Below are 24,564 nucleotides of genomic sequence, written 5' to 3'. Positions count from 1 at the left end.
GACCCCGCCGACTACGCGCCGAGCGGGTCCGGCGCGGCCGTGACACCCAGCCTGGCCAGCATCTCCTTGCCGCCGTCGAAGGCGGTGAGCACCAGCGGGCCCTCCTCGGTGACCGCCACCGAGTGCTCCCAGTGCGAGGCCCAGGTGCCGTCGTTGGTGACCACGGTCCAGTCGTCCTCCAGCACCTTGGTGTGCGGGGTGCCCAGCGAGACCATCGGCTCGATCGCCAGCACGGTGCCGGGGACCAGCTTCATCCCCTTGCCCCGGCCGCGCTCGACGTAGTTCAGCACGTGCGGCTCCATGTGCATCGCGGTGCCGATGCCGTGGCCGCCGTAGCCCTCGGTGATGCCCCACTTGCCCTTGGGCGGCAGCGGCTGGCGGCGGATGAAGCCCTCGATCGCCTTGGAGACGTCGACCAGGCGGTTGCCCTTCTTCATCTGGGCGATGCCGGCCCACATCGAGCCCTCGGTGACCCGGCTCAGCATCTCCACCTCGGGAGCGACCTCGCCGACCGCGACCGAGATCGCCGCGTCGCCGTGCCAGCCGTCCAGGATCGCGCCGCAGTCGATCGAGATGAGGTCGCCCTCCTCGAGCACCCGGCCGCCGGGGATGCCGTGCACGACCTCGTTGTTCACCGAGGCGCAGATGACGCCCGGGAACCACAGGCCGCCGTGGTCCGCCCGGAAGTTCGAGGTCGCACCGTGGTCGGTGATGACCTTGTCCGCGATGTCGTTGAGCTCCTGGGTGGTGATTCCCGGGGCGACCGCCTCGCGGCACGCCTTGAGCGCCTCGGCGACGACCAGCCCGGCCGCTCGCATCTTCGCGATCTGCTCGGGGGTCTTGATCTCCACCATCTGGGTCACGCCTTCCTTGGGTTCCCGCGCGGTCCTTGCCGGCGGCCGTGCACTCGTTCCACCGTACGACGCCGTACGGCCGCGCTGCCCACGGGCGGGCAGCGCGGCCGTACGTACGTCGCTGAAAAACTCAGCTGTCCTGCTTCAGCGCCTCGATCGCGCGGGCGGTGACCTCGTCCACCTTGCCGAGCGCGGGGATCGTGGCGATCAGACCCTGCTGGCGGTAGTAGTCGATGATCGGCTCGGTCTCCGTGTGGTAGACCTCGAGCCGGGTCCGCACCGCTTCCTCGGTGTCGTCCGAACGCTGGTACAGCTCGCCGCCGCACTCGTCGCAGACGCCCTCGGTCTTCGGCGGGTTGTAGACCGCGTGGAACACGTGGCCGCCGTCGTTGCGGCACAGCCGGCGGCCGGCGATCCGACGGACGACCTCGTCCTCGGGGACCTCCAGGTCCAGCACGCCGTCCAGCGCGATGCCCTGCTCGGCGAGGAACTCGTCCAGCGCCTTCGCCTGGCCCAGGTTGCGCGGGAAGCCGTCCAGCAGGAAGCCGTTGGCGGCGTCCTCCTGGAGCATGCGGTCCTTGGCCATCCCGATGGTGACCTCGTCGGGCACCAGGCGGCCCGCGTCCATGTAGCTCTTGGCCTCGACACCCAGCGGGGTGCCCTGGCCGATGTTGGCGCGGAACAGGTCGCCGGTCGAGATGTGGGGAATGGACAGGGTCTTGGCGAGCAGGTGCGCCTGAGTACCCTTCCCGGCCCCGGGGGGTCCGACGAGGACGATACGCATCAGCGGAGGAACCCTTCGTAATTGCGCTGCTGGAGCTGGCTCTCGATCTGCTTCACAGTTTCGAGTCCGACGCCGACGACGATGAGCACGCTGGTGCCGCCGAACGGGAAGTTGGTCTGCTGTCCGAAGGCGACCAGGGCGATCATCGGGATCAACGCGATCAGGCCCAGGTAGAGCGAACCCGGCCACGTGATGCGGGTGAGCACGTAGTTCAGGTACTCGGCCGTCGGGCGGCCGGCCCGGATACCCGGGATGAACCCACCATACTTCTTCATGTTGTCGGCAACTTCTTCGGGGTTGAAGGAGATCGCGACGTAGAAGAAGGCGAAGAAGACGATCAGCAGGAAGTACGTGGCCATGTAGACCGGGTGGTCGCCGCGGACGAAGTGCTTGGTGATCCAGACCGCCCAGGTCGACTGACTGTTGGTCAGCTGGACCACCAGGGCGGGGATGTACAGCAGCGACGAGGCGAAGATGACCGGGATGACACCGGCCTGGTTCACCTTGAGCGGGATGTAGGTCGACGTCCCGCCGAAGGCCCGACGGCCGATCATCCGCTTCGCGTACTGGACCGGGATCCGGCGCTGGGCCTGCTCGACGAAGATGACGAGCATCACAACGATGACGCCGATCGCGATGACCGAGAGGAACTCGACCCAGCCGCCGCCGATGGTGCCGGACTGCTTGATCGCCCACATCGAGGTGGGGAACTGCGCGGCGATCGAGGTGAAGATCAGCAGCGACATGCCGTTGCCGATGCCCCGGTCGGTGATGAGCTCACCCAGCCACATGATCACCGTGGTGCCGGCGGTCATGGTCAGGACCATCACGGCGATCCGGAAGACCCCGGTGTCCGGGACGATCTGGTTGGCGTAGACGCACCCGGAGAAGAGGGCGCCGCTGGACGCGGTCGCCACGATCCCGGTGCCCTGGAGCACCGCCAGCGCGATGGTGAGGTAACGGGTGTACTGGGTGATCTTCGCCTGGCCGGCCTGCCCCTCCTTCTTCAGCGCCTCGAGTCGTGGGATCACGACCGTGAGGAGCTGGAGGATGATGCTCGCCGTGATGTACGGCATGATGCCGAGGGCGAAGATCGTCAACTGGAGCAGAGCGCCGCCGGAGAACAGGTTCACCAGGCCGAAGAGCCCGTTGTTCTTGGTCTCCTTGATGCAGGCGTGAACCGCCTCGAAGTCGACCCCGGGTACGGGAACGTGCGAGCCCAGCCGGAACAGCACCATGATGCCCAGCGTGAACAGCAGCTTCTTGCGCAGGTCGGGCGTCTGGAACGCCCGCGCGAACGCACTGAGCACGGTGCCTCCTGCGCCTCCCGCACGTCGTCGGCGGGAGGGTCGGTCCTGGAATGGGGAGTTTGCGGTTCGGGCCCCGTACAGACGGCACAGGCGAGCCTGCGCGCAGCCTACAAGGGAACTCCACGGACTCTAACAGTGCACGGCCACTCGAAAGAAGCGCGTACGGCCTCTCCCCCACTCATGGGGTACGGGATGCCCGGTTTTGCCACACAAAAGAACGAGGGCCCGTTCACCGCAATCCGGACCGCCCGGGCCGGGGAAAGTCCGGAAAAGGCGTGAGCCCCGCGCTTCCCTGAACGGGAAACGCGGGGCTCACGAAGTCAGCGGGCTCAGACGAGCTCGGTGACGGTGCCGCCGGCGGCGACGATCTTCTCGGTGGCGGAGCCGGAGACGGCGTCGACCGTCACCTGCAGGGCAACCGAGATCTCGCCGGTGCCGAGCACCTTGACGAGGGAGTTCTTGCGAACCGCGCCCTTGGCGACCAGGTCCTCGACCGTGACCGAACCACCCTGCGGGTAGAGCTCGGCCAGCTTGTCGAGGTTGACGACCTGGAACGTGATCTTGAACGGGTTCTTGAAGCCCTTCAGCTTCGGCAGGCGCATGTGGAGCGGCATCTGGCCACCCTCGAAGCGCTGCGGAACCTGGTAGCGGGCCTTGGTGCCCTTGGTACCACGACCAGCGGTCTTACCCTTGGACGCCTCGCCACGACCCACACGGATCTTGTCGGTCTTGGCACCCGGGGCGGGACGCAGGTTGTGGATCTTGATCGGGTTCTCGCCCATGATCAGTCCACCTCCTCAACCGTCACGAGGTGACGAACGGTCTGGGCCATCCCACGGATCTCGGGACGGTCCTCCTTCACCACGACGTCGTGCATGCGCTTGAGACCGAGCGAACGCAGGGTGTCACGGTGATTCTGCTTGCTGCCGATGTACGACTTGGTCTGCGTGATCTTGAGGCGAGCCATCAGGCGCTCACCCCAGCAGCACGCGCCCGCAGCAGAGCGGCGGGGGCCACGTCCTCCAGCGGCAGACCACGACGGGCGGCGATCTCCTCGGGGCGCACGAGGCCCTTCAGAGCGGCCACGGTGGCGTGCACGATGTTGATCGCGTTGTCCGAGCCGAGCGACTTCGACAGGATGTCGTGGATGCCGGCGCACTCCAGGACGGCGCGCACCGGACCACCGGCGATAACACCGGTACCGGGGGCGGCGGGCTTCAGGAGCACGACGCCGGCGGCCTTCTCACCCTGGATCGGGTGGGGGATGGTGCCCTGGATACGGGGGACCTTGAAGAAGTTCTTCTTGGCCTCCTCAACACCCTTGGCGATGGCGGCCGGAACCTCCTTCGCCTTCCCGTAACCGACACCCACGGTGCCATCGCCATCGCCCACCACGACCAGCGCGGTGAAGGAGAAACGACGACCACCCTTGACAACCTTGGCGACACGGTTGATCGCGACGACGCGCTCGACGTAAGCGGTCTTCTCGACGGCGGGGGCGTTGCCCCGGTCGTCACGCTTACGGTCGCGCCGCTCGCCACCGGTGCCGCCGCCGGCGCCGCTACCGCGGCGCTGGGGTCCAGCCATTGGAATTACCTCTCTCGATTACGTCCGCCGACAGAGTCGACGAGCGGCTTAGAAGTCGAGCCCGGCCTCGCGAGCCGCGTCCGCCAGGGCGGCGATGCGGCCGGCGTACCGGTTGCCCGCGCGGTCGAAGACGACCGACTCGATGCCGGCAGCCTTGGCGCGCTCGGCGACCAGGCTCCCGACCTTCTTGGCCAGCTCGGTCTTGTCGCCCTCGGCGCCCTTGATGGACACGTCGAGGGTGGACGCCGACGCCAGGGTGTGACCCTTGGCGTCGTCGATGACCTGGGCGACCATGTGACGGTTCGAGCGCGTCACGACGAGGCGCGGACGCACCTCGTTGCCGACGACGCGCTTGCGAACGCGGATCGCGCGGCGCTTGCGAGCGGCGCTCTTGTAGGCGTTGCCCTTGCCGATCTTGACAGAGACACTCATCGCTTACTTACCACTCTTTCCGACCTTGCGGCGGATAACCTCGCCCGCGTACTTGACACCCTTGGCCTTGTACGGGTCGGGCTTGCGCAGCTTGCGGATCTTCGCGGCGACCTCGCCGACCTTCTGCTTGTCGATGCCGTCCACGTGGAACTTGGTGGCGGACTCGACGACGAAGGAGATGCCCTCGGGGGCCTCAACGAGGATCGGGTGGCTGTAGCCCAGCTGGAACTCCATGTCGGAGCCCTTCGCCAGAACTCGGTAGCCGACACCGCTGATCTCCAGCGACTTGCGGTAGCCCGCGGTCACACCGGTGATCATGTTCGCCACCAGCGTGCGGGTCAGGCCGTGCAGGGCCTTCGACTGACGCTCGTCGTTGGGGCGGGTGACAGCCAGAATGCCGTCCTCGCCCTTGCCGATCTCGATCGGCGCGGCGACGACGTGGGTGAGGGAGCCCTTCGGACCCTTCACCGAGACCGTCTGGCCATCGATGGTGACGTCCACGCCAGCGGGGACCTGGATGGGCAGCCGTCCAATGCGCGACATTGCTGTACCTCCGTTTCCCGAATTACCAGACGTAGGCGAGAACTTCTCCGCCTACGCCCTTCTTGGCGGCCTGCTTGTCGGTCAGGAGGCCGGAGGACGTGGAGATGATCGCCACGCCCAGGCCGCCGAGAACCTTCGGCAGGTTGGTGGACTTTGCGTAAACGCGCAGACCCGGCTTGCTGATGCGCTTGATGCCGGCAATGGAGCGCTCACGGTTGGGGCCGAACTTGAGCTCGATGGTCAGCTTCTTGCCGACCTCGCCCTCAACCGGCTCCTCAACCTTGTAGGAGGAGATGTACCCCTCCTGCTGCAGGATCTCGGCGACGTGCGCCTTGATCTTGCTGGCCGGCATCGCCACGGAGTCGTGGTACGCCGAGTTCGCGTTACGCAGACGCGTGAGCATGTCTGCGATGGGGTCGGTCATGGTCATGATGGCCTCAGGCCTCTCTCGCCGCGGTTTCTCCGCGCCAGGTCCCCCTGCCGGACTCTTCCGAGTTCGTCAGGGGCACAAGCGCAGGGGACCTGCGACGTCGTAAGACTGGGTGCGAGCCCTCTCGCAAGAGGGCCACGGACATCCATGGGGAAGCCGTGGCAGGGGGCCCGACCCCACTACCTTACGGGACTCCGTACGGCAGGCCCAAAACGGGCCGGTGTGGGATCGGGCACCTCTGCTTCGCTGGGTGCCCAGGGCACCTGGTCGAGCCTCTTCTCGGAGGACTACCAGGAGCTCTTGGTCACGCCCGGCAGCTCGCCGCGGTGCGCCATCTCACGGAGGCAGACACGGCAGAGGCCGAACTTGCGGTACACCGAGTGCGGACGACCGCAGCGCTGGCACCGGGTGTAGGCCCGGACGCCGAACTTCGGCTTCCGCTCGGCCTTCGCGATGAGGGACTTCTTCGCCATTGGCTCACGCCTCCTTGAACGGGAAGCCCAGAGCACGCAGGAGCGCCCGGCCCTCGTCGTCGGTCTGAGCGGTGGTCACGACGGTGATGTCCATACCGCGCTGACGGTCGACCTTGTCCTGGTCGATCTCGTGGAACATAACCTGCTCGGTCAGACCGAAGGTGTAGTTGCCACGGCCGTCGAACTGCTTCGGCGAGAGGCCGCGGAAGTCACGGATTCGCGGCAGGGCCAGCGAAACCAGACGGTCCAGGAACTCCCACATGCGGTCACCGCGGAGGGTGACGTGGGTGCCGATCGGCTGGCCCTCACGCAGCTTGAACTGCGCGATGGACTTGCGAGCCTTGGTCACGGCCGGCTTCTGGCCGGTGATCGCGGTGAGGTCGCGGATCGCGCCCTCGATCAGCTTGCTGTCACGGGCGGCCTCGCCGACACCCATGTTGACGACGACCTTGACCAGGCCGGGCGTCAGCATGACGTTCTCGTACGAGAACTGCTCCTGCAGCTGACCCTTGATCTCGGAGTTGTAACGCTCCTTGAGACGGGGGGTCACCTTCTCAACAGTCGTCTCAGACATCAGATGTCCTCACCGGTTCGCTTGGCAACGCGGATCTTGTTGCCCTCGTCGTCGAAGCGGTAGCCAACGCGGGTGACGACCTTCTTGCCGTCCTTCTCCACGACCAGCTGGACGTTGGAGACGTGCACCGGGGCCTCGACGGTGACGATGCCACCCTGAGTGCCCGGGCCCGGCTTGGTGTGCTTCTTGACCCGGTTGACACCCTCGACCAGGACCTTGTTCTCGGCGGGCATGGCCTGGATGACCTTGCCCTGCTTGCCGCGGTCCTTGCCGGTGATGACCTGGACCAGGTCACCCTTCTTGATCTTCATGCTGTTCGCCATGAGTTAGAGCACCTCCGGCGCAAGCGAGATGATCTTCATGAACTTCTTGTCGCGCAGCTCGCGGCCCACCGGGCCGAAGATGCGGGTACCGCGGGGGTCGCCATCGGTGTTCTTGAGGACGACAGCGGCGTTCTCGTCGAACCGGATGTACGAACCGTCGGGACGACGGCGCGACTTCACGGTGCGGACGACGACGCACTTGACGACGTCACCCTTCTTGACCGAACCGCCGGGGATCGCGTCCTTGACGGTCGCGACGATGACGTCCCCGATGCCGGCGTAGCGGCGACCGGAACCACCGAGAACGCGGATGCAAAGGATTTCCTTCGCGCCCGTGTTGTCGGCGACTCGCAGTCGCGACTCCTGCTGGATCACAGCTTTCTCCTGATCGTCAACGAGAGCTGACGGGCCGGCCGCTGCTCACACCAGCGCCCGCGAGGGACCTGGTGCACATACGGCCGTACCGCATCAACTTCGTTACTTGGCCTTCTCGAGGATCTCGACGACGCGCCAGCGCTTCGTCGCGGACAGCGGGCGGGTCTCCGCGAGGAGGACCCGGTCGCCGATGCCGCAGGCGTTCGCCTCGTCGTGCGCCTTCAGCTTGTTCGTACGGCGGATGACCTTGCCGTACAGAGCGTGCTTGACGCGGTCCTCGACGGCGACGACGACGGTCTTGTCCATCTTGTCGCTGACGACGAGACCCTCACGGGTCTTGCGGAAACCGCGCGTCTCGTTGGTGTTCTCAGTCATCAGGCGCTCTCCACCGTCTCGATGCCCAGCTCGCGCTCGCGCATCAGGGTGTAGATCCGCGCGATGTCCTTACGGACGAGCTTGAGCCGTCCGTGGTTGTCGAGCTGCCCGGTCGCCGCCTGGAAGCGGAGGTTGAACAGCTCCTCCTTGGCCTCACGGAGCTTGGCAACGAGACCCTCGTTGTCCAGCTCGCGAAGCTCAGCAGCCTTGGTGCCGGCCGACATCAGCTCTCACCTGCCTCGCGCCGGATGATCCGGCACTTCATCGGGAGCTTGTGAGCTGCGCGGGTCAGCGCCTCACGAGCCACCTTCTCGTTGGGGTACGACAGCTCGAACATGACCCGACCCGGGTGCACGTTCGCGATCCACCACTCGGGCGAACCCTTACCGGAACCCATGCGGGTCTCGGCCGGCTTCTTGGTGAGCGGACGGTCCGGGTAGATGTTGATCCAGACCTTGCCGCCACGCTTGATGTGACGGGTGACGGCGATACGAGCGGACTCGATCTGCCGGTTCGTCACGTAGGCCGGGGTGACGGCCTGGATGCCGTACTCGCCGAACGCGAGCTCGGTGCCACCCTTGGAAGCGCCGCGGCGCTTCGGGTGGTGCTGCTTACGGTGCTTGACCCGACGGGGGATCAGCATGACGGTCAGGCCTCCGTTCCGGTGTTCTCGGCAGCCGGAGCCTCGGCGACCGGGGCCGCGGGGGCCTCGGAAGCGGCGGGGCGACGGCCGCGGCCACCACGCTCGCCACCACGGCGCTCGCCACCGCGGGCGGGACGACCACCCTCGGGACGGGCCGGGCGGTTGCCCGAGCGGGCAGCGGCGTTCTCAGCGCGGACCTCGGCGATGTTCTTGACGTCGCCCTTGTAGATCCAGACCTTCACGCCGATGCGGCCGAAGGTGGTCTTGGCCTCGAAGAAGCCGTAGTCGACGTTCGCACGAAGGGTGTGCAGCGGCACACGACCCTCGCGGTAGAACTCCGAACGGCTCATCTCGGCGCCGCCGAGACGACCGGAGCACTGGACCTTGATGCCCTTGGCGCCGGACTTCATGGTGCCCTGCATCGACTTGCGCATGGCACGACGGAAGGAGACGCGGGAGGACAGCTGCTCCGCGACGCCCTGAGCCACGAGCTGGGCGTCCAGCTCGGGGTTCTTGACCTCGAGGATGTTCAGCTGGACCTGCTTGCCGGTCAGCTTCTCGAGGTCGCCGCGGATGCGGTCGGCCTCGGTGCCACGGCGACCGATGACGATGCCGGGACGGGCGGTGTGGATGTCGACGCGGACGCGGTCGCGGGTGCGCTCGATCTCGACCTTGGAGATGCCGGCGCGCTCCATGCCCTTCGTCATCATGCGACGAATGGCAACGTCTTCCTTGACGTAGTCCTTGTACAGCTTGTCGGCGTACCAGCGGGACTTGAAGTCCGTGCTGATGCCGAGGCGGAACCCGTGCGGGTTAACCTTCTGGCCCATTACCGGGTCCCTTCCTTGCTGCTGACGACCACGGTGATGTGGCTGGTCCGCTTGCGGATCCGGTAGGCGCGGCCCTGGGCACGCGGACGGAACCGCTTCAGGGTCGGACCCTCGTCAACGTACGCCTCGCTGATGACGAGGTCGTCCACGTTGGAGTGGTTGTAGTTGTGCGCGGCGTTGGCAATGGCGCTGTCGAGCACCTTGCCCACCGGCACGGTGGCGGCCTGCGGAGCGAAACGCAGGACGGCCTGGGCCTCCGTGGCCGGCAGGCCACGGATGAGGTCCACCACGCGGCGGGCCTTCATGGGCGTGACGCGGATGTACCGCGCCTGGGCCCTGGCTTCCATGGTTGTCCCCTTAATGGAGTAAGTCATTGAGTCGGTCTGGCGGTGAAGCTCAGGCGACTAGCGACGCTTCGACTTGCGGTCGTCCTTGACGTGGCCGCGGAAGGTGCGGGTCGGAGCGAACTCGCCCAGCTTGTGGCCGACCATCGACTCGGTGACGAACACCGGGACGTGCTTGCGACCATCGTGAACCGCGATCGTGTGGCCGAGCATGGCCGGGAAGATCACGGAGCGACGGGACCAGGTCTTGATGACGTTCTGGGTACCCGCCTCGTTCTGCGCGTCCACCTTCTTGAGAAGGTGGCCGTCGATGAAGGGGCCCTTCTTGAGACTGCGCGGCATCTGACCTGCTCCTAGCGCTTCTTGTTGGTCTTGCGGCGGCGCACGATGAGAGCGTCCGACGCCTTCTTCGGGCGACGGGTACGACCCTCCTTCTGGCCCCACGGCGAGACCGGGTGGCGACCACCGGAGGTCTTACCCTCACCACCACCGTGCGGGTGGTCGATCGGGTTCATGGCCACACCACGCACGGTCGGGCGGACGCCCTTCCAGCGCATACGGCCGGCCTTGCCCCAGTTGATGTTCGACTGCTCGGCGTTGCCGACCTCGCCGACGGTCGCGCGGCAGCGCGCGTCCACCAGGCGGATCTCACCGGAGGGCATGCGCAGGTGCGCCATCTTGCCCTCACGCGCCAGCAGCTGGATGCCGGAGCCGGCGGAGCGGGCCAGCTTGGCACCGCCACCGGGACGCAGCTCCACCGCGTGGATGGTGGTACCGACCGGGATGTTGCGCAGCGGCAGGTTGTTGCCCGGCTTGATGTCGGCGCCAGCGCCGTTCTCGATCCGGTCGCCCTGCGTGATGCCGCGCGGCGCGATGATGTAGCGCTTCTCGCCGTCCGCGTAGTGCAGGAGCGCGATGCGCGCGGTGCGGTTCGGGTCGTACTCGATGTGCGCGACCTTGGCCGGCACGCCGTCCTTGTCGTGACGACGGAAGTCGATCACGCGGTAGGCGCGCTTGTGCCCGCCACCCTGGTGGCGAACGGTGATCCGACCGGCGTTGTTACGGCCGCCCTTGCTGTGCAGGGGGCGAACCAGCGACTTCTCCGGCGTGGACCGCGTGATTTCGACGAAGTCGGCCACGCTGGAGCCACGGCGGCCCGGCGTAGTCGGCTTGTACTTGCGGATACCCATTTTCGTCCTCGTCTTGATCGACGATCACGGCCTCCGTCAGGAGGTCGGACCACCGAAGATGTCGATGCGGTTGCCCTCAGCCAGCGTCACGATGGCGCGCTTGGTGTCCTTGCGCTTGCCAAAACCCGTCTTGGAGCGCTTGCGCTTGCCCTGACGGTTGAGCGTGTTGACGGACTCGACCTTGACCGAGAAGACCGCCTCGACGGCCTGCTTGATCTGGGTCTTGTTGGCACCGGGCGACACGACGAACGTGTACTTGTTCTCGTCGAGGAGCGAGTAGCTCTTCTCGGAGATAACCGGCTTCACCAGGACATCACGGGGGTCCGTGAACGTCTTGCTCGTGATCTCTGCAGCCATCAGGCGGCGCTCCCTTCGAGCTCGCCCTCAGCAGCAACGGCCTTGGCGGACGCGGCGGGACCCGCCACGAAACGCTCGAAGGCGGCCTGGGTGAAGACCACATCGTCGGAGACGAGCACGTCGTAGGTGTTCAGCTGACCGGCGTCCAGGATGTGCACGTTCGGCAGGTTGCGGGCGCTCTTCAGACCCAGCTCGTCGGCACGCTCGACGACGAGGAGGATGTTCTTGCGCTCGGTGATCTTGCCGAACAGACCCTTGGCGGCCTTGGTCGACGGCGCCTCGGCCGCGATCACGTCGGTGACGACGTGGATGCGGTTGTGGCGGGCCCGGTCGGTGAGCGCACCGCGCAGAGCGGCGGCGATCATCTTCTTCGGGGTCCGCTGCGAGTAGTCACGCGGCACGGGACCGTGCACGACGCCACCGCCGGCGAACTGCGGCGCACGGGTCGAGCCCTGACGGGCGCGGCCGGTGCCCTTCTGGCGGTACGGCTTCTTGCCGCCACCGCGGACCTCGCCACGAGTCTTGGTCTTGTGGGTGCCCTGACGGGCCGCAGCGAGCTGCGCCACGACGACCTGGTGCATCAGCGGAACGCTGACCTTCGCGTCGAAGATCTCGGCCGGCAGCTCGAGGCTGCCGGTCTTGTCGCCCGAGGGCGACAGGATGTCAATGGTGCTCATATCCTTCACAGCCCCTTCGCCGCGGTGCGGACGAGGACGAGGCCGCCGTTCGGGCCCGGGATCGCACCCTTGATGAGGAGCAGACCCTTCTCCGCGTCAACCGCGTGCACGGTCAGGTTCTGGGTGGTCACACGCTCGTGACCCATCCGGCCGGCCATCTTCAGGCCCTTGAACACGCGGCCCGGGGTGGCGCAGCCACCGATGGAACCGGGCGAACGGTGCTTGCGCTGCACGCCGTGTCCGGCGCCGAGGCCACGGAAGTTGTGACGCTTCATGACACCGGCGAAGCCCTTGCCCTTGGAGGTGCCGGTCACGTCGACCTTGACACCCGCCTCGAACAGCTCGGCGGTGATCTCCTGGCCCAGGGTGTACTCGGACGCGTCCGCGGTACGGAGCTCGACCAGGTGGCGGCGCGGGGTGACACCGGCCTTGGCGAAGTGGCCCGCGAGGGGCTTGTTCACCTTGCGGGGGTCGATCTCGCCGAAGCCGATCTGGACGGCGTCGTAGCCGGCCGGGCTGTCGGCGGTGTGGACCTGGGTCACGACATTGGGCCCAGCCTTGACGACGGTCACCGGAACGACCCGGTTGTTCTCGTCCCAGACCTGGGTCATGCCGAGCTTCTCGCCCAGGATGCCCTTAATCTGCTTAGCCATCTTCGGTGCGCCTCTCAGAGCTTGATCTCGATGTCGACGCCGGCCGGCAGGTCGAGACGCATCAGCGAGTCAACCGTCTTCGGCGTGGGGTCGAGGATGTCGATCAGACGCTTGTGAGTGCGCATCTCGAAGTGCTCGCGCGAGTCCTTGTACTTGTGCGGCGAGCGGATGACGCAGTACACGTTCTTCTCAGTGGGCAGCGGCACCGGGCCCGCGACCTGCGCACCAGTACGGATCACCGTCTCGACGATCTTCTTCGCCGAAGAGTCGATGACCTCGTGGTCGTAGGCCTTGAGCCGGATGCGGATCTTCTGTCCCGCCATGGCTACCTTGTAGTCCTTCTGTCCAGTCGCTGCACGACTTCTCCTCCGACCCCCGCGCTCGGGCGTGTCGCTCTCGCGCTTGCAAAAAACCGGCGATTGACTCGTCGGTTTCAAACTTTCGGGAAACGGGGAAAAGCCGGGCTGAGACCCCGCACACGCTTCCCGGAAGATTCCCGTACTTTCGCCCCGCAGCTGCCGTGGCGTAACACACACGCTTGACGGCCATCACGGGAACGACGAGTACATGGGACTCGCTTCCGGTCCTCCCGGCGGGAGGCGCGCAGCATCGGCACTCAACCGAGCAACTTGGACATACTGCCACAGGTGGGAGCCGGAAAGCCAATCGGGGCCGGTGAGGCAGGCCTCACCGGCCCCGGTCGGGGGCGCACCGCGGGGGCGGACTACTTCTGGGTCACCCAGGGAGCGATCCTGCCGCACACCACGGGCCAGTCCTCGGTCGACACCCCGGCGCAGTGGAGCGTCTTCTTGTCCGGCTCCGCCTCCCAGTCCTTGACGATCGGGTCGGCGCAGGGCCGCTGCGGCGTCTCCGACTTGACCGGGGCGAACTTCGGGCAGCTGCCGTCCTGCTTCTTGATGTTGTGCGCCCGCCAGGCGTCGATGCCCATCGTGTTGGTCTTCTCGTTCTGCGGCATGTACCGGTCGACCGACCAGGACGCGCCCATGGTGGCGAACAGCGCCAGGGCGCAGACCAGTCCGGCGGCGAGCTGCCTGGTGCCGCGGAGCGGGACGACCGGTCCCGACGCCTCGGTGCGGCCGACCGAGCGGAACGAGCGCTCGACCCAGCCCCGGCCCCGGTCGGTGGCGGCCATCAGACCGGTCACCGCCAGGATGATCAGGCAGTACATGATGATCCAGGTCGTCCGCGGGTAGAGCTGGACCATCTGGTCGTGGGCCATGTGCGAGGCGTAGTAGAAGCGCATCAGCCAGGCGCCGACGAGCACCGCCGCCGCCACCCGGACCACCAGGCTGCGCAGCCCGACGCCGATGCCGATGCCGACCGCGGCGAGCAGCAGCAGCGCGAAGCCGGTCTGGCCGGCCATCTCGCCCGCCTGCGGCCAGGTGTGGTACGTCTCCTGGCCGGAGCGGTCCGAGAGCCAGCCGAGCACGTAGGCCGGGTCGACGTAGTTGACGATGTAGGCGTACCGGTCCGGGGTCGTCGCCCCTTCCTTGGCGATCTGGTACAGCAGCGGCGAGCCGATGGCGCCCGCGAGGCCCACCGTGGTGCCCACGAACAGCAGGGTCCGGCGCACGGCGCGGCCGCCGCCGCGCCAGGGGAACAGGAACAGGGTCAGCACGAAGATGCCCGGCGCCGACCAGAGGTACCAGCCCGAGTAGTAGAGGAAGAGCACGCCGAAGACCACGCCGAAGCCCGCGCCGCGCAGCAGCACCGAGCGGGTGGACAGCTCACGGGCCCGGCGCAGCTCGCGCAGGCAGGCCGCCAGCAGCGGCACCAGGATGATCATCGTGACGTGGCTGTAGGGCCGGATCGGGTCCAGGAAGACCAGCACCGAGGGCACCGCGACGGCCAGCGCCCAGAACGGCCGCAGCATGAGCCGCCAGGCCAGGTAGCTCATCGGCCCGGCCAGCGCGGTGAAGAAGATCTGCAGGTCGTGCAGGGCGTAGCCCTCGCCGCCGATCCCGCCGTAGTTGAGCTTCGCCCAGAGCGCGATCAGCCCGGGGAACAGCGGCGGGTAGACGCCGGGCAGCCCCTTGTCGTCGAGGATCGACGTGGCCATGTGGATCAGCTGGCTGGGGTCGCCCTCCTGGCCGCCGAGCGGCCACGGGGTGCCGCGCAGCGCGACCACCACTCCCCCGGCGACCACACCGGTGGCCAGGCCCGCGATCGCCCCGCAGACCAGCCGCTGGACCAGCCGGTGCCGGAGGGCCGCGCCCCGGTAGGCGGTATAGACCAGTACCGCGAGCACGGGCAGGCCCAGGAGCGCCGCGAACAGCTGGATCTTCGCCAGTCCGCTGACCTGGCCGATCCGGTTCAGCGGGTTCACGGAGATGTGCGTGCAGAGCAGGGTGAGGAGGAGCGCGGCGGCGACGCTGACGACGGCCTCGGCGGCGATCTGGACCGAGCGCCGCTCCAGCAGGGCGGCACGGCCCGCTCTCGCGCCCGTCTCCGGCGGCGGTGCGCCGTCGCGATCCGTGCTCGCGGCGCTGTCGACCGCTTCGGGGGCCAGGTTCGTCATCTCAGTCCATTCCGTCGGGCGGCCGCGCGGGGCCGCCGGAACTCGGAGGAGCACCTCGTGGCTCCCGTGCGGTGGACGGGCCGTCGACCACGGATCCGTGCGGCTCCCCGCCGGCGCGCCGCTCCCGGGGCGTCCGATCCGACCGGGGCGGGTGGGGCGTCGGGTCCACCCGGGACCCTCCGGATCGCACCGGGAAGTCTGCCACGCGGCCCTGGGCCAGGCCAATGTGTCCAACGGGGTGACGCCCTCGCCGCTCGGCCGCGTTGCGCCCCGCCGCCGGGTCGACCCCTTCGGGCAGTCGAACGTCCGGCGCGGCCCCAGTGTTCATCTGCCGGGCGCAACCCTTTCCCCGCGGCGGTGGTCTGTACAGGTGGCGTTCGAACGACTCCCGCGCGCCTGGCAGAATCGAGGCTCGGCCCCACGGCCCCACGGCCCCACGGCCCCACGGCCCCACGGCCCCGGCACCCCTCCGGCCGGCCCACGCGGTCGTCCGACGTCGGCCCCGCACCCTGATCACTACCCCTGAAGGACTCTCGGACAGTGACGAGCGCACCGACAGCCGCCCCCGACCTGACCAGACAGCCCCCGGCGCCCCGGGGCCACCGCGGCTCCTCGGCCCTCCGGGGCCGGCCGGCCTTCTCCCTGATCGCGGAAGGCCTGACGGCCGTCGCTGCGGCGCTGCTGATGACCGCGGCCGCGTCGACCGTCGAACTGAACCCGATGATGCGAATAGGCCAGGTCAGCGGGCTGGCCGCGCTCCAGCTCCGGCTGCTGCTGCTGCTCGGCGTCGTGCTGGTGGCCTGCGCCTGGCTGATGCGCCGCCGGCCGCTCGCCCCGGTCCGCTACGCCGCCGCCGCGATCTCCGGCCTCGCCTCCGGCGTCACGGCCGCCGGGGTGTCGCTCGCGCTGCGCGACACCACCTGGCCGCTGGGCGGCCAGAACGGCGACGCCGGGAACCTCCAGGCCTGGGCCAACGCGCTGATGGAGGGCAAGTCGCTCGACGGCGGCTACCCCCCGGTCTACCCGCACCTGATCGCCTGGACCGCCGAGTACCTCACCGACGGCCAGACCGCGCACGCCCTCAAGCTGGTCGGCCTGCTGTTCGTCGCCCTGCTCGGGCCCGCCGCCTACCTGGCCTGGCGGCTGCTGCTGCCCCCGCTCTGGGCACTGGGCATCGGCGTCACCGCGGCGCTGCCGATGATGCAGCCGTACAAGCCCTACACCAACATCGTGCTGGTGGCGTTCGTGCCGGTGCTGGCCAAGCTGATCCAGACCGTCCAGCGCTCGCCCCGGCTGCCGCGCCGGAAGGCCGCCGTCACCGGCGGCGTCCTCGGCCTGCTGCTCGGCCTGATGTTCATCGTCTACTCGGGCTGGTTCGTCTGGTCCGCCGCCGGGGCCGTGGTCCTCACCGCCGTGGTGCTGGTCCGGCTCCGGCGGACCGCCGGCACCGGCGGCCTGGTCGCCGCCGGGTACACCCTCGGCGCCGCCACCGTCGGCTTCCTCGCCGTGGCCGGGCTCAGCCTGTACCGGCTGCTCTCCTCCGCCGGTGCGACGGTCGACCGCTACTGCTACTTCGACACCTACACCGAGCCCACCTACTTCGCGATGTGGCGCGACGACCTGCCCGGGACGGACGCGCTGAGCACCTGGCCGCTGCCCGGCGAGCTCGGCGGCGTGGGCGTGTTCACAATCCTCCTGCTGGTGGGGCTCGGGGTCGCCCTGACCCTCGGCATCGACCGGGCCTCGGTGCTCGTGCCCGCCGCCTGCGCGGCGAGCGCCCTGCTGATGCGCTACTGGTACGCCTCCCACATGGAGAGCGACCAGGCGGTCATGCTCTACCCGCGGACCAGCGCCCAACTGCTCCACTGCCTGCTGCTGCTCACCGGCCTCGCCTGCTTCCTGGTGGCCCGTCGCAACGCCGACGCCGGCGCCGCCCTCGGTGTGGTGCGGCTCTCCCGGCGCCCCGGCCCGCGTGCGGTGGCCGTCGGCTCGCTCTGCGCGCTGGGCCTGCTGTTCGGGATGGCCGGCTCGGCCACCGCCGACAAGTTCATGCCGAAGCCGGACGGCGGCACCGGCGCCCTCGCCTGGACCGCCCAGGTCACCGCCGACTACAACGGCCACTGCTCCGCCTACGCGCCGGGCGGCACCTGCAAGCAGCCCGGCGACCCGGCCACGGTCGGGGTGCCCGAGCCGGACCTGGGGGTCCTGACCTGCTCGCACCTCGGCCCCTTCCCGAACGCCCGGAAGCCCTGACCTGCAGGGCCCGCCCCGGCGCCCTCCGACCGGGAAACCCCGAACAGAACGGCCGTGGGGCCGGTGGACCGGAAGGTCCACCGGCCCCACGGCCGTTCTGTTCGCCGTCGCCGGCGCGGGAGGCCTCAGGCCTCGTGCCGCTGCCCCGAGGTCAGGGCGTGGCGCACGAGCACCTTGGCCCCGCCGCTCTTGCCGCGGCGCAGCGCGCCCGGCAGCATCGTCAGCGCGTGCAGGCGCGAGGCGCTGCGGAACCGGGCCGCCCGGGCGGCCTTCGGCCAGCCGCGGGCGTCCATCCGCTCCGCCACCGCGTTGAAGTACTTCTCCGCCTCCGCGAAGCGGGTGCCGGAGAACGCCTGCACGGAGGACTCGCTCACCGCGTGCCGGCGGTACTGGAAGACGACGGTGGTGTTGTCCACCATCATCGTCTCGCCGCGCTCCAGCAGGTCCACGACCAGTGCCAGGTCCTGGATGACCGAGTACTCGTCGCGGAAGTTGACCTGCCGCAGCACCTCGCCGCGCCAGCAGATCGACGGGAAGTACAGCCAGTTGCCGCGCAGCACGCTGGCCGCCAGCTCCTCGCCGCCCATCAGCCGTCGGCCCTTGACGCTCGGCGAGTAGAGCTTGTCCTTGACGTTGTCGGCCAGGCCGCTGGTGACCACGCCGGCGCCGTCGATCACCTCGACGCCCGGCTGCACCATGCCCAGGTCGGGGTTGTCCTTGAGGACAGCCCGGACCGTCTCCAGGTAGTGCGGGTGCAGCAGGTCGTCGCAGCCCATGATGACCACGTGGTCCGCCGTGGAGAGCTCCACGCACTTCTGGAAGTTCTTGGTGATGCCGAGGTTCTGCTCGTTGCGCAGGTACCGGACCCGGTCGTCGCCGAGCCCGGCGAACCAGCCCGGGACCTCGGGCTCCTTGCCGTCGTCGACGACGGTCAGCCGGAAGTCCGGGTCGCTCTGGGTGAGGATGCTGCGCACGGCGGCCTGCATGAGGGCCACGTCGCCGTAGTACGGCAGCATGAACTCGAAGGTGGCCATGGAGGTCAGGCTCCGCTGCTGTTCACCGGGGCGGAGACCGGGAGGTCCAGGTCGAAGCGCTCCTCGTTCAGCCGGGCACCCTCGTTGATGGCCACGGTCCGGGCGAGGTCGGTGAGCTTCTTCTCCAGCGAGCGGAAGCGCAGGAAGGTGTTCAGGGTCAGGAAGCCCATGGCCAGGACCATCACGTACAGCACCAGGTCGGTGCCGCGGCCGACGCCCATCTTGTGGGCGAACCAGGTGACGTCGCTGGGGCGCAGGATCGCGTAGATGTTCGCGACCACGAAGACCGAGAACGCGATGCGCTTCCAGGCGCGGGTGTTCGCGGCGTCCCAGCGCCGGATGAACATGAACGCGAGGATGACCGCGCCAGCGATCAGGACCAACTGGATCCAGAAGTAGTTCATCGGCGGCCACGCTCCCGAAGCGAGATGTCGAAGATGATGTTGACGCCGTTGATCAGGGACTGACCCTTGGCGCGTGAGTAGTCGGTGTAGAGGATGTCGACCGGGAGCTCGGCGACCCGCAGGTCCGCGCCTGCCAGGAAGCTGACGATCTCCGAGGCGTGGGCCATGCCGTTCATGGTGATCCGCAGCCGGCCGGCCGCCTCACGGTTGAGCACTCGCAGGCCGTTGTGCGAGTCGGTCAGCTTGAGCTTGCGGGCGGTGGGGCTGACCGTCGCGGCGGTCCGCAGGACCACGCGCTTGATCCACGGCACCTGGCCGTTCTGCTCGATGAAGCGCGAACCGAGGACCACGTCGGCCTCACCGGTGCGCAGCAGCGCGACCATCTTCTCGACGTCGGCCGTCTGGTGCTGGCCGTCCGCGTCGAAGGTGGCGAAGTACTTGGCGCCCTGCTGGGCCAGGGCGTAGGCCAGGCCGGTCTGCAGCGCGGCGCCCTGGCCGAGGTTGACCGGGTGCCGCACCAGGTGCGCGCCGGTGCTCATAATGTGCTTGGCGGAGTCGTCGGCGCTGCCGTCGTCGACCACAACGATGTTCGGGAACGTCTTGCGCGCTCCCTCCACAACGTCAGCGATCACCTGGCCTTCGTTGTAGGCCGGGATCACCAGCCAGACATCGTCGTACTGGGACATGGGGGCTCCATGTTCGTGGTGTCTCCCGCGCTCGTGCGCGGCAAAAATCCGTATGTCGGGGGGCGAGGCGGTCATTCGCCGCTCACCCGGGCACTCATGGTGGGCACAGCCTGCTCCGACGTACTCGGCGCGGGACCGGCCTGGTTCGCCGTCGAACCGGGGAAGCTGCGCCTGAGAGCGGCAAGCATACCGAGCACGGTCGCCACCGATCCGGCGGTGTACGCCACCACCACCCGGGTGGCGACCTCGCCGGGCATGAAGGTGATGCCGGCGAGCACGCCGGTGCCGATCGCCCAGCAGAGCAGCTGCAGGTTGTGCCGCTTGAATACCATCAGCGCCTGACCCAGCACCATCGCGAACATGTACGCCACGGTACCGGCGGACATCCAGAAGAAGTCGAGGTGGCCGAGCACCGGCTCGGCCCCGAACAGCACCTGGATCAGCCGGGGTCCGAGGAGCACCGCCGGGATTCCGCCGAGCAGACCGAGACCGCCGACCACGACGCCGATCCGGCGAAGCATACCGGTGAAGGCCGCGCGGTCGCCCACCGCGATCGCCGCGGAGAGGCCGCTGAGCAGCGAGGCCTGGAGCGAGCCGAAGACGAAGAGCGGGACCCGGGCCAGCACCAGCGCGTTGAGCAGCGCCGCGATCAGCGCCGACTCCTCCGGGGCGAGCAGCTTGGTGCTCACCACCGCGGCGTTCACCACCACCTGCGACAGCAGGGTCGAGCAGATCAGCAGGCCGAGGCCGGAGCAGAGCTCGGACCAGGGGATCCGCGGGCCGGGCCGGACCGCCTTGAACAGCGGCGGCAACGTCAGCAGAGTGGCCGCGACCGGCGCCAGGGCGAGGATCAGGCTGAACGCCAGCGCGGAGTGCACCCCGGCCAGGCCGGCACCGAAGGCCAGGCCGATCCGCAGACCGCCGTCGATGCCGAGCTGGGTGCCGTAGGCGCCGAACCGGCCGAGGCCGGCCAGTACACCGCGGGTGAGGTAGCAGACGGCCATGCCGGCGAACGCGCCGCCGAGGGCCAGCACCAGCGAGCGGTCGCCGTGGAACATCACATCGGCGATCTTCCGCGAGCCGATGCCGAGCGCCAGCAGGACGGCGGCGAGGATCCCGCCGGTCAGCAGCGTGGCGCGGCGCAGCACCGGTGCCGCGCCGTGGCCGAGCGCGGCGCGGGCCGCGACGATCCGGGTGAGTTCCTGCTCGATCGGGAAGAAAACACCGATCCCGACGGACATCACGATCGTCCACAGCAGGGAGACGTTGGCCATGTCGTCGACGGACAGGCTGTGCCCGGCCACCCCGAGGTGGATGTACGAGGCGGCCCCGAGCACCACGGTGCCGCCGGCCACCGCCAGGGTTCCCGGCGGCAGCGCGGCGGCGACCTTGGTCAGCGGATTCTTCACTGAGACCTGTCACTCTCGGTCGACCGGGCCACCGAGCCCAGCTCGGCGAAGACCGGCGTGCCGAGCGCCTCGGCCAGTTGCTCCCGCCAGTCCGGCAGCGGGCTCAGCCCGGCGTCGGCCCAGCGGTCGTGGCCGAGCACGCTGAACGCGGGCCGGACGGCCGGCGTGACGTACGCGGCGGAGGTGGTCGGGCGGATCCGCTCCGGGTCCAGCCCGCTCAGCCGGTACGCCTCCCGGGCCAGGCCGTACCAGGTGGTCCGGCCGCCGCCGGTGCCGTGGTAGACGCCGGCCGGCGCCTGCCCGGCGAGCGCGGCCAGGCCGAGCGCGACGAGCTGCCGGGCCAGGGCCAGCGACCAGGTCGGCTGGCCCTGCTGGTCGTCCACCACGTCGAGGCTGTCGCGCTGGGCGGCGAGCCGGAGCATGGTGGCCACGAAGTTCTTGCCGTGCTCGCCGTACAGCCACGCGGTGCGGACCACGTAGCCGTGCTCGGGGAGGAGCTCGGCCACGGCCTGCTCCCCCACCAGCTTGCCCCGGCCGTAGGCGTTGACCGGGCCGGTCGGCGCGGTCTCGGCGTACGGCTCGGTGGCGTCTCCGGGCAGCACGTAGTCGGTCGACACCTGGATCAGCCGGGCGCCGGTCTTGGCGCAGGCGGCGGCCAGGTGGCGGACACCGGTGCCGTTGACGGCGGTGGCGGCCTCCTCGGCCGTCTCGGCGCCGTCGACGTTCGTCCAGGCCGCGCAGTTGACGACGACGTGGTGGCCCTCGACGGCGGCCAGCACGGCCGCCGCGTCGGTGATGTCGAGGTCGGCCCGCCCGAGGGCGGTCACCTCGGCCGCCGGGTCGCCGGCCAGGACCGTGAGCAGGTCCTGACCGAGCATCCCGGCCGCGCCGGTGACCAGCCAGCGGACCGGACCCGAGGAGGTCCCGGTCACTTCTCCAGAGCCGCCTTCGTCTTCAGCGGCTCCCACCAGGCGCGGTTCTCGCGGTACCAGGTGATGGTCTCGGCGAGGCCGTCCTCGAAGCGGACCTGCGGCTCGTAGCCGAGCTCCTCGCGGATCTTGCTGATGTCGATCGAGTAGCGCAGGTCGTGGCCCTTGCGGTCGGCGACGTGCTCGACCATGTCCCAGCCCGCCCCGGCGGCCTCCAGCAGGAGCCCGGTGAGCTCCTTGTTGGTGGCCTCGGTGCCGCCGCCGATGTTGTAGACCTCGCCGGCGCGGCCCTTGCGCATGGCCAGCTCGATGCCGCGGCAGTGGTCGGAGACGTGCAGCCAGTCGCGGACGTTGCCGCCGTCGCCGTACAGCGGCACCTTCTTGCCGTCGATCAGGTTGGTGGTGAACAGCGGGATGACCTTCTCCGGGAACTGGTAGTGCCCGTAGTTGTTGGAGCAGCGGGTCACCACGACGTCCATGCCGTGCGTGCGGTGGTAGGCCAGCGCCAGCAGGTCCGAGGAGGCCTTGGAGGCCGAGTACGGGGAGTTCGGCACCAGCGGCCACTCCTCCGTCCAGGAGCCCTCGCTGATCGAGCCGTACACCTCGTCGGTGGAGATGTGCACGAAGCGGCCGACGCCGTGCTTGCGGGCGGCGTCCAGCAGGACCTGGGTGCCGACGACGTTGGTCAGCACGAACGGGCCCGCGCCCGCGATGGAGCGGTCCACGTGCGACTCGGCCGCGAAGTGGACGACCACGTCATGCCCGGGCATGACGTCGTCGACGGCCGCGGCGTCGCAGATGTCGCCCCGGACGAAGGTGTAGCCACTGTGCCCCGCGACGGAAGCCAGGTTGGCCTCGACGCCGGAGTAGGTGAGCTTGTCGAAGACGGTGATCCGAGCCTCGGCGTCGGCTCCGAGGAGCTGACGGACGAACTCCGACCCGATGAACCCGGCGCCGCCGGTCACAAGGATGCGCATAATGCGCGCAGTCTATCGTCGTCCCGCACCCGCCAAGGACCCCGGCCGTACCCCCTGCCCGTTCTCGCATAAGGTGCACGCATGCGTGGAATCCTTCTGGCCGGCGGCACCGGCTCCCGGCTGTGGCCGCTGACTCGAGCGGTGTCGAAGCAGCTCCTCCCGGTCTTCGACAAGCCGATGATCTACTACCCCCTCTCGACCCTCGTGATGGCCGGGATCAGCGAGATCCTGATCATCACGACCCCGAACGACCGCGACCAGTTCGAGCGCCTGCTCGGCGACGGCTCCCAGTTCGGCCTCCGCCTGGAGTACGCCGTCCAGGAGAAGCCCGAGGGCATCGCCCAGGCCTTCGTCCTGGGCGCCGACTTCATCGGCGACGAGTCCGTCGCGCTGATCCTCGGCGACAACATCTTCCACGGCAGCGGCCTCGGCACCCGGCTCTCCGAGCACACCGGTGCCAAGGGCGGCCGGGTCTTCGCCTACCCGGTGGCCGACCCGACCGCCTACGGCGTGGTCGAGTTCGACGAGGACGGCCAGGCCATCTCCATCGAGGAGAAGCCGACCGAGCCCAAGTCCCGGTACGCCGTCCCCGGCCTGTACTTCTACGACAACCGCGTGGTCGAGATCGCCCGCGGCCTGAAGCCGAGTGCCCGCGGCGAGCTGGAGATCACCGCGGTCAACGAGGCCTACCTCCAGGCCGGCGACCTGCACGTGACGATCCTCGACCGGGGCACCGCCTGGCTGGACACCGGCACGTTCGTCTCGATGGTGCAGGCCTCGGAGTTCGTCCGGGTCATCGAGGAGCGCCAGGGCTTCAAGATCGGCTGCATCGAGGAGGCGGCCTGGCGGGCCGGCCTGATCGACGACGCCCGACTGCGCGAGCTGGCCGAGCCGCTGCTGAAGAGCGGCTACGGCCAGTACCTGGTGGCGCTGCTGGACGAGGAGGGCACCCGATGAAGATCCGCGAGCTGTCGATCGAGGGCGCCTGGGAGCTCACTCCCCAGGTGCACGGTGACGCGCGTGGCCACTTCACCGAGTGGTACCGCTTCGACCGGCTCGCCGAGGTGGTCGGCCACCCGCTGCGGCTGGCGCAGGCCAACCTGTCGCTGTCCAGCAAGGGCGTCGTCCGCGGCATCCACTTCGCCGACGTCCCGCCCGGCCAGGCCAAGTACGTCACCTGCGTGCGCGGCGCCGTCCTGGACGTCATCGTCGACCTGCGGGTCGGCTCGCCGACCTTCGGCAAGTGGGAGGGTGTGCGGCTCGACGAGACCGAGCGCAAGGCGGTGTACATCTCCGAGGGCCTCGGCCACGGGTTCTGCGCGCTGAGCGACGACGCGACGCTGACCTACCTCTGCTCGGAGACCTACAACCCGACCGGCGAGCACGGTGTGCACCCGCTGGACCCGGACCTGGGCATCGAGTGGCCGGCCGACGTGCCGCAGCTGTCCGCCAAGGACACCGAGGCCCCCTCGCTGGCCGAGGCGCTGGCGAGCGGCCTGCTGCCCGACTACAAGGCGGTCAAGGCGTTCACCGACGGGCTGGGCGAGGCCCACCGGGCCTGATCCGGAACGCTCAGAAC

Annotated in this window: 34 protein-coding genes; 3 read left to right on the top strand and 31 right to left on the bottom strand. The window is 68.9% G+C overall.

Annotated elements, in window-relative coordinates:
* Positions 1-11: 11 nt before the first annotated feature.
* From map to IF01_RS0111750, 25 genes are all read right to left on the bottom strand, one after another.
* Positions 12-854 carry a type I methionyl aminopeptidase gene (gene map, locus IF01_RS0111870; protein WP_030393310.1) on the bottom strand — a complete coding sequence of 281 codons (843 nt, stop codon included), beginning with the start codon at positions 852-854 and terminating at the stop codon, positions 12-14.
* A gap of 130 nt (positions 855-984) precedes the next feature.
* Positions 985-1,638 (bottom strand): adenylate kinase, encoded by a 654-nt coding sequence (locus tag IF01_RS0111865; RefSeq protein WP_030393309.1) that lies wholly within the window; start codon positions 1,636-1,638, stop codon positions 985-987.
* Entirely contained in the window at positions 1,638-2,948 is a 1,311-nt protein-coding gene (secY, locus tag IF01_RS0111860; protein ID WP_030393308.1) for a preprotein translocase subunit SecY, read from the bottom strand. The genes IF01_RS0111865 and secY overlap by 1 nt, the downstream gene beginning before the upstream one ends.
* A gap of 329 nt (positions 2,949-3,277) precedes the next feature.
* A complete protein-coding gene (rplO, locus tag IF01_RS0111855; RefSeq protein WP_030393307.1) occupies positions 3,278-3,730 on the bottom strand; it encodes a 50S ribosomal protein L15 in 453 nt (150 codons plus the stop codon).
* A gap of 2 nt (positions 3,731-3,732) precedes the next feature.
* A complete protein-coding gene (rpmD, locus tag IF01_RS0111850; protein WP_030251557.1) occupies positions 3,733-3,915 on the bottom strand; it encodes a 50S ribosomal protein L30 in 183 nt (60 codons plus the stop codon).
* A complete protein-coding gene (rpsE, locus tag IF01_RS0111845; RefSeq protein WP_030393306.1) occupies positions 3,915-4,535 on the bottom strand; it encodes a 30S ribosomal protein S5 in 621 nt (206 codons plus the stop codon). The genes rpmD and rpsE overlap by 1 nt, the downstream gene beginning before the upstream one ends.
* A gap of 48 nt (positions 4,536-4,583) precedes the next feature.
* A complete protein-coding gene (gene rplR, locus IF01_RS0111840; protein ID WP_030393305.1) occupies positions 4,584-4,967 on the bottom strand; it encodes a 50S ribosomal protein L18 in 384 nt (127 codons plus the stop codon).
* Between the two features lie 3 nt (positions 4,968-4,970).
* Positions 4,971-5,510 carry a 50S ribosomal protein L6 gene (gene rplF / locus IF01_RS0111835; protein WP_030393304.1) on the bottom strand — a complete coding sequence of 180 codons (540 nt, stop codon included), beginning with the start codon at positions 5,508-5,510 and terminating at the stop codon, positions 4,971-4,973.
* 22 nt (positions 5,511-5,532) lie between these two features.
* Positions 5,533-5,940 (bottom strand): 30S ribosomal protein S8, encoded by a 408-nt coding sequence (gene rpsH, locus IF01_RS0111830; protein WP_030055831.1) that lies wholly within the window; start codon positions 5,938-5,940, stop codon positions 5,533-5,535.
* Between the two features lie 287 nt (positions 5,941-6,227).
* The gene (locus IF01_RS0111825) at positions 6,228-6,413 is read right to left on the bottom strand and encodes a type Z 30S ribosomal protein S14 (protein WP_030393303.1); all 186 of its coding nucleotides are present in this window, start codon (positions 6,411-6,413) and stop codon (positions 6,228-6,230) included.
* Between the two features lie 4 nt (positions 6,414-6,417).
* Positions 6,418-6,987, bottom strand: a complete 570-nt coding sequence (gene rplE, locus IF01_RS0111820) for a 50S ribosomal protein L5 (protein WP_030393302.1) — start codon at positions 6,985-6,987, stop codon at positions 6,418-6,420.
* Positions 6,987-7,298 (bottom strand): 50S ribosomal protein L24, encoded by a 312-nt coding sequence (gene rplX, locus IF01_RS0111815; protein WP_030055828.1) that lies wholly within the window; start codon positions 7,296-7,298, stop codon positions 6,987-6,989. The genes rplE and rplX overlap by 1 nt, the downstream gene beginning before the upstream one ends.
* Positions 7,299-7,313: 15 nt before the next feature.
* Positions 7,314-7,685 carry a 50S ribosomal protein L14 gene (rplN, locus tag IF01_RS0111810; protein ID WP_030393301.1) on the bottom strand — a complete coding sequence of 124 codons (372 nt, stop codon included), beginning with the start codon at positions 7,683-7,685 and terminating at the stop codon, positions 7,314-7,316.
* Positions 7,686-7,787: 102 nt separating this feature from the next.
* Positions 7,788-8,060: a 30S ribosomal protein S17 gene (gene rpsQ, locus IF01_RS0111805; RefSeq protein WP_030055826.1), complete on the bottom strand. Its 273-nt coding sequence runs from the start codon at positions 8,058-8,060 to the stop codon at positions 7,788-7,790.
* Complete coding sequence (gene rpmC, locus IF01_RS0111800; RefSeq protein ID WP_030393300.1) at positions 8,060-8,284, bottom strand: 50S ribosomal protein L29; 225 nt, start codon at positions 8,282-8,284, stop codon at positions 8,060-8,062. The genes rpsQ and rpmC overlap by 1 nt, the downstream gene beginning before the upstream one ends.
* Complete coding sequence (gene rplP, locus IF01_RS0111795; RefSeq protein WP_030393299.1) at positions 8,284-8,703, bottom strand: 50S ribosomal protein L16; 420 nt, start codon at positions 8,701-8,703, stop codon at positions 8,284-8,286. Before rplP ends, rpmC begins: the two co-directional genes overlap by 1 nt.
* Positions 8,704-8,708: 5 nt before the next feature.
* Positions 8,709-9,533 carry a 30S ribosomal protein S3 gene (gene rpsC, locus IF01_RS0111790; RefSeq protein WP_030393298.1) on the bottom strand — a complete coding sequence of 275 codons (825 nt, stop codon included), beginning with the start codon at positions 9,531-9,533 and terminating at the stop codon, positions 8,709-8,711.
* Positions 9,533-9,880: a 50S ribosomal protein L22 gene (rplV, locus tag IF01_RS0111785; RefSeq protein WP_030055822.1), complete on the bottom strand. Its 348-nt coding sequence runs from the start codon at positions 9,878-9,880 to the stop codon at positions 9,533-9,535. Before rplV ends, rpsC begins: the two co-directional genes overlap by 1 nt.
* A 57-nt stretch (positions 9,881-9,937) precedes the next feature.
* The gene (rpsS, locus tag IF01_RS0111780) at positions 9,938-10,219 is read right to left on the bottom strand and encodes a 30S ribosomal protein S19 (RefSeq protein ID WP_030055821.1); all 282 of its coding nucleotides are present in this window, start codon (positions 10,217-10,219) and stop codon (positions 9,938-9,940) included.
* A gap of 11 nt (positions 10,220-10,230) precedes the next feature.
* A complete protein-coding gene (gene rplB / locus IF01_RS0111775) occupies positions 10,231-11,067 on the bottom strand; it encodes a 50S ribosomal protein L2 (RefSeq protein WP_030393297.1) in 837 nt (278 codons plus the stop codon).
* A 36-nt stretch (positions 11,068-11,103) separates the two neighbouring features.
* Positions 11,104-11,424: a 50S ribosomal protein L23 gene (rplW, locus tag IF01_RS0111770; RefSeq protein ID WP_030393296.1), complete on the bottom strand. Its 321-nt coding sequence runs from the start codon at positions 11,422-11,424 to the stop codon at positions 11,104-11,106.
* The gene (rplD, locus tag IF01_RS0111765; RefSeq protein WP_030393295.1) at positions 11,424-12,101 is read right to left on the bottom strand and encodes a 50S ribosomal protein L4; all 678 of its coding nucleotides are present in this window, start codon (positions 12,099-12,101) and stop codon (positions 11,424-11,426) included. Before rplD ends, rplW begins: the two co-directional genes overlap by 1 nt.
* 5 nt (positions 12,102-12,106) lie before the next feature.
* Positions 12,107-12,754: a 50S ribosomal protein L3 gene (rplC, locus tag IF01_RS0111760; RefSeq protein ID WP_030393294.1), complete on the bottom strand. Its 648-nt coding sequence runs from the start codon at positions 12,752-12,754 to the stop codon at positions 12,107-12,109.
* A gap of 14 nt (positions 12,755-12,768) precedes the next feature.
* On the bottom strand, positions 12,769-13,077 hold the full coding sequence (gene rpsJ, locus IF01_RS0111755) for a 30S ribosomal protein S10 (RefSeq protein ID WP_012785157.1): 309 nt from the start codon (positions 13,075-13,077) through the stop codon (positions 12,769-12,771).
* Positions 13,078-13,478: 401 nt separating this feature from the next.
* Positions 13,479-15,293: a hypothetical protein gene (locus IF01_RS0111750; protein WP_030393293.1), complete on the bottom strand. Its 1,815-nt coding sequence runs from the start codon at positions 15,291-15,293 to the stop codon at positions 13,479-13,481.
* A gap of 540 nt (positions 15,294-15,833) precedes the next feature.
* Between IF01_RS0111750 and IF01_RS0111745 the strand changes: the two genes are divergently transcribed.
* Positions 15,834-17,546: a hypothetical protein gene (locus IF01_RS0111745; RefSeq protein ID WP_030393292.1), complete on the top strand. Its 1,713-nt coding sequence runs from the start codon at positions 15,834-15,836 to the stop codon at positions 17,544-17,546.
* 125 nt (positions 17,547-17,671) lie between these two features.
* Here the strand turns inward: IF01_RS0111745 and IF01_RS0111740 are convergent, their stop codons facing one another.
* The 6 genes from IF01_RS0111740 to rfbB form a co-directional block, all read right to left on the bottom strand.
* Complete coding sequence (locus IF01_RS0111740) at positions 17,672-18,580, bottom strand: glycosyltransferase family 2 protein (RefSeq protein WP_030393291.1); 909 nt, start codon at positions 18,578-18,580, stop codon at positions 17,672-17,674.
* Positions 18,581-18,585: 5 nt separating this feature from the next.
* Complete coding sequence (locus IF01_RS0111735; RefSeq protein WP_030393290.1) at positions 18,586-18,984, bottom strand: DUF2304 domain-containing protein; 399 nt, start codon at positions 18,982-18,984, stop codon at positions 18,586-18,588.
* Positions 18,981-19,670 carry a glycosyltransferase family 2 protein gene (locus IF01_RS0111730; protein ID WP_030393289.1) on the bottom strand — a complete coding sequence of 230 codons (690 nt, stop codon included), beginning with the start codon at positions 19,668-19,670 and terminating at the stop codon, positions 18,981-18,983. The genes IF01_RS0111735 and IF01_RS0111730 overlap by 4 nt, the downstream gene beginning before the upstream one ends.
* 71 nt (positions 19,671-19,741) lie before the next feature.
* Positions 19,742-21,079, bottom strand: coding sequence for a lipopolysaccharide biosynthesis protein (locus IF01_RS0111725; RefSeq protein WP_208624308.1), 1,338 nt, complete (start codon positions 21,077-21,079; stop codon positions 19,742-19,744).
* A complete protein-coding gene (gene rfbD, locus IF01_RS0111720) occupies positions 21,076-22,011 on the bottom strand; it encodes a dTDP-4-dehydrorhamnose reductase (protein ID WP_030393287.1) in 936 nt (311 codons plus the stop codon). Before rfbD ends, IF01_RS0111725 begins: the two co-directional genes overlap by 4 nt.
* Positions 22,008-22,985: a dTDP-glucose 4,6-dehydratase gene (rfbB, locus tag IF01_RS0111715; protein WP_030393286.1), complete on the bottom strand. Its 978-nt coding sequence runs from the start codon at positions 22,983-22,985 to the stop codon at positions 22,008-22,010. The genes rfbD and rfbB overlap by 4 nt, the downstream gene beginning before the upstream one ends.
* A gap of 81 nt (positions 22,986-23,066) precedes the next feature.
* Here rfbB and rfbA point away from each other — a divergent pair, with 81 nt between their 5' ends.
* Both rfbA and rfbC read left to right on the top strand, forming a co-directional pair.
* Complete coding sequence (gene rfbA, locus IF01_RS0111710) at positions 23,067-23,942, top strand: glucose-1-phosphate thymidylyltransferase RfbA (RefSeq protein ID WP_030393285.1); 876 nt, start codon at positions 23,067-23,069, stop codon at positions 23,940-23,942.
* On the top strand, positions 23,939-24,547 hold the full coding sequence (gene rfbC / locus IF01_RS0111705; RefSeq protein ID WP_030393284.1) for a dTDP-4-dehydrorhamnose 3,5-epimerase: 609 nt from the start codon (positions 23,939-23,941) through the stop codon (positions 24,545-24,547). The genes rfbA and rfbC overlap by 4 nt, the downstream gene beginning before the upstream one ends.
* Positions 24,548-24,564 lie beyond the last annotated feature (17 nt).

The organism is Kitasatospora purpeofusca, from assembly GCF_000718025.1.
In the GTDB taxonomy this organism is placed as follows: domain Bacteria; phylum Actinomycetota; class Actinomycetes; order Streptomycetales; family Streptomycetaceae; genus Kitasatospora; species Kitasatospora purpeofusca.
The sequence above is the reverse complement of the archived record's forward strand: the minus strand, read 5'-3'. Positions and strand labels throughout refer to the sequence as shown.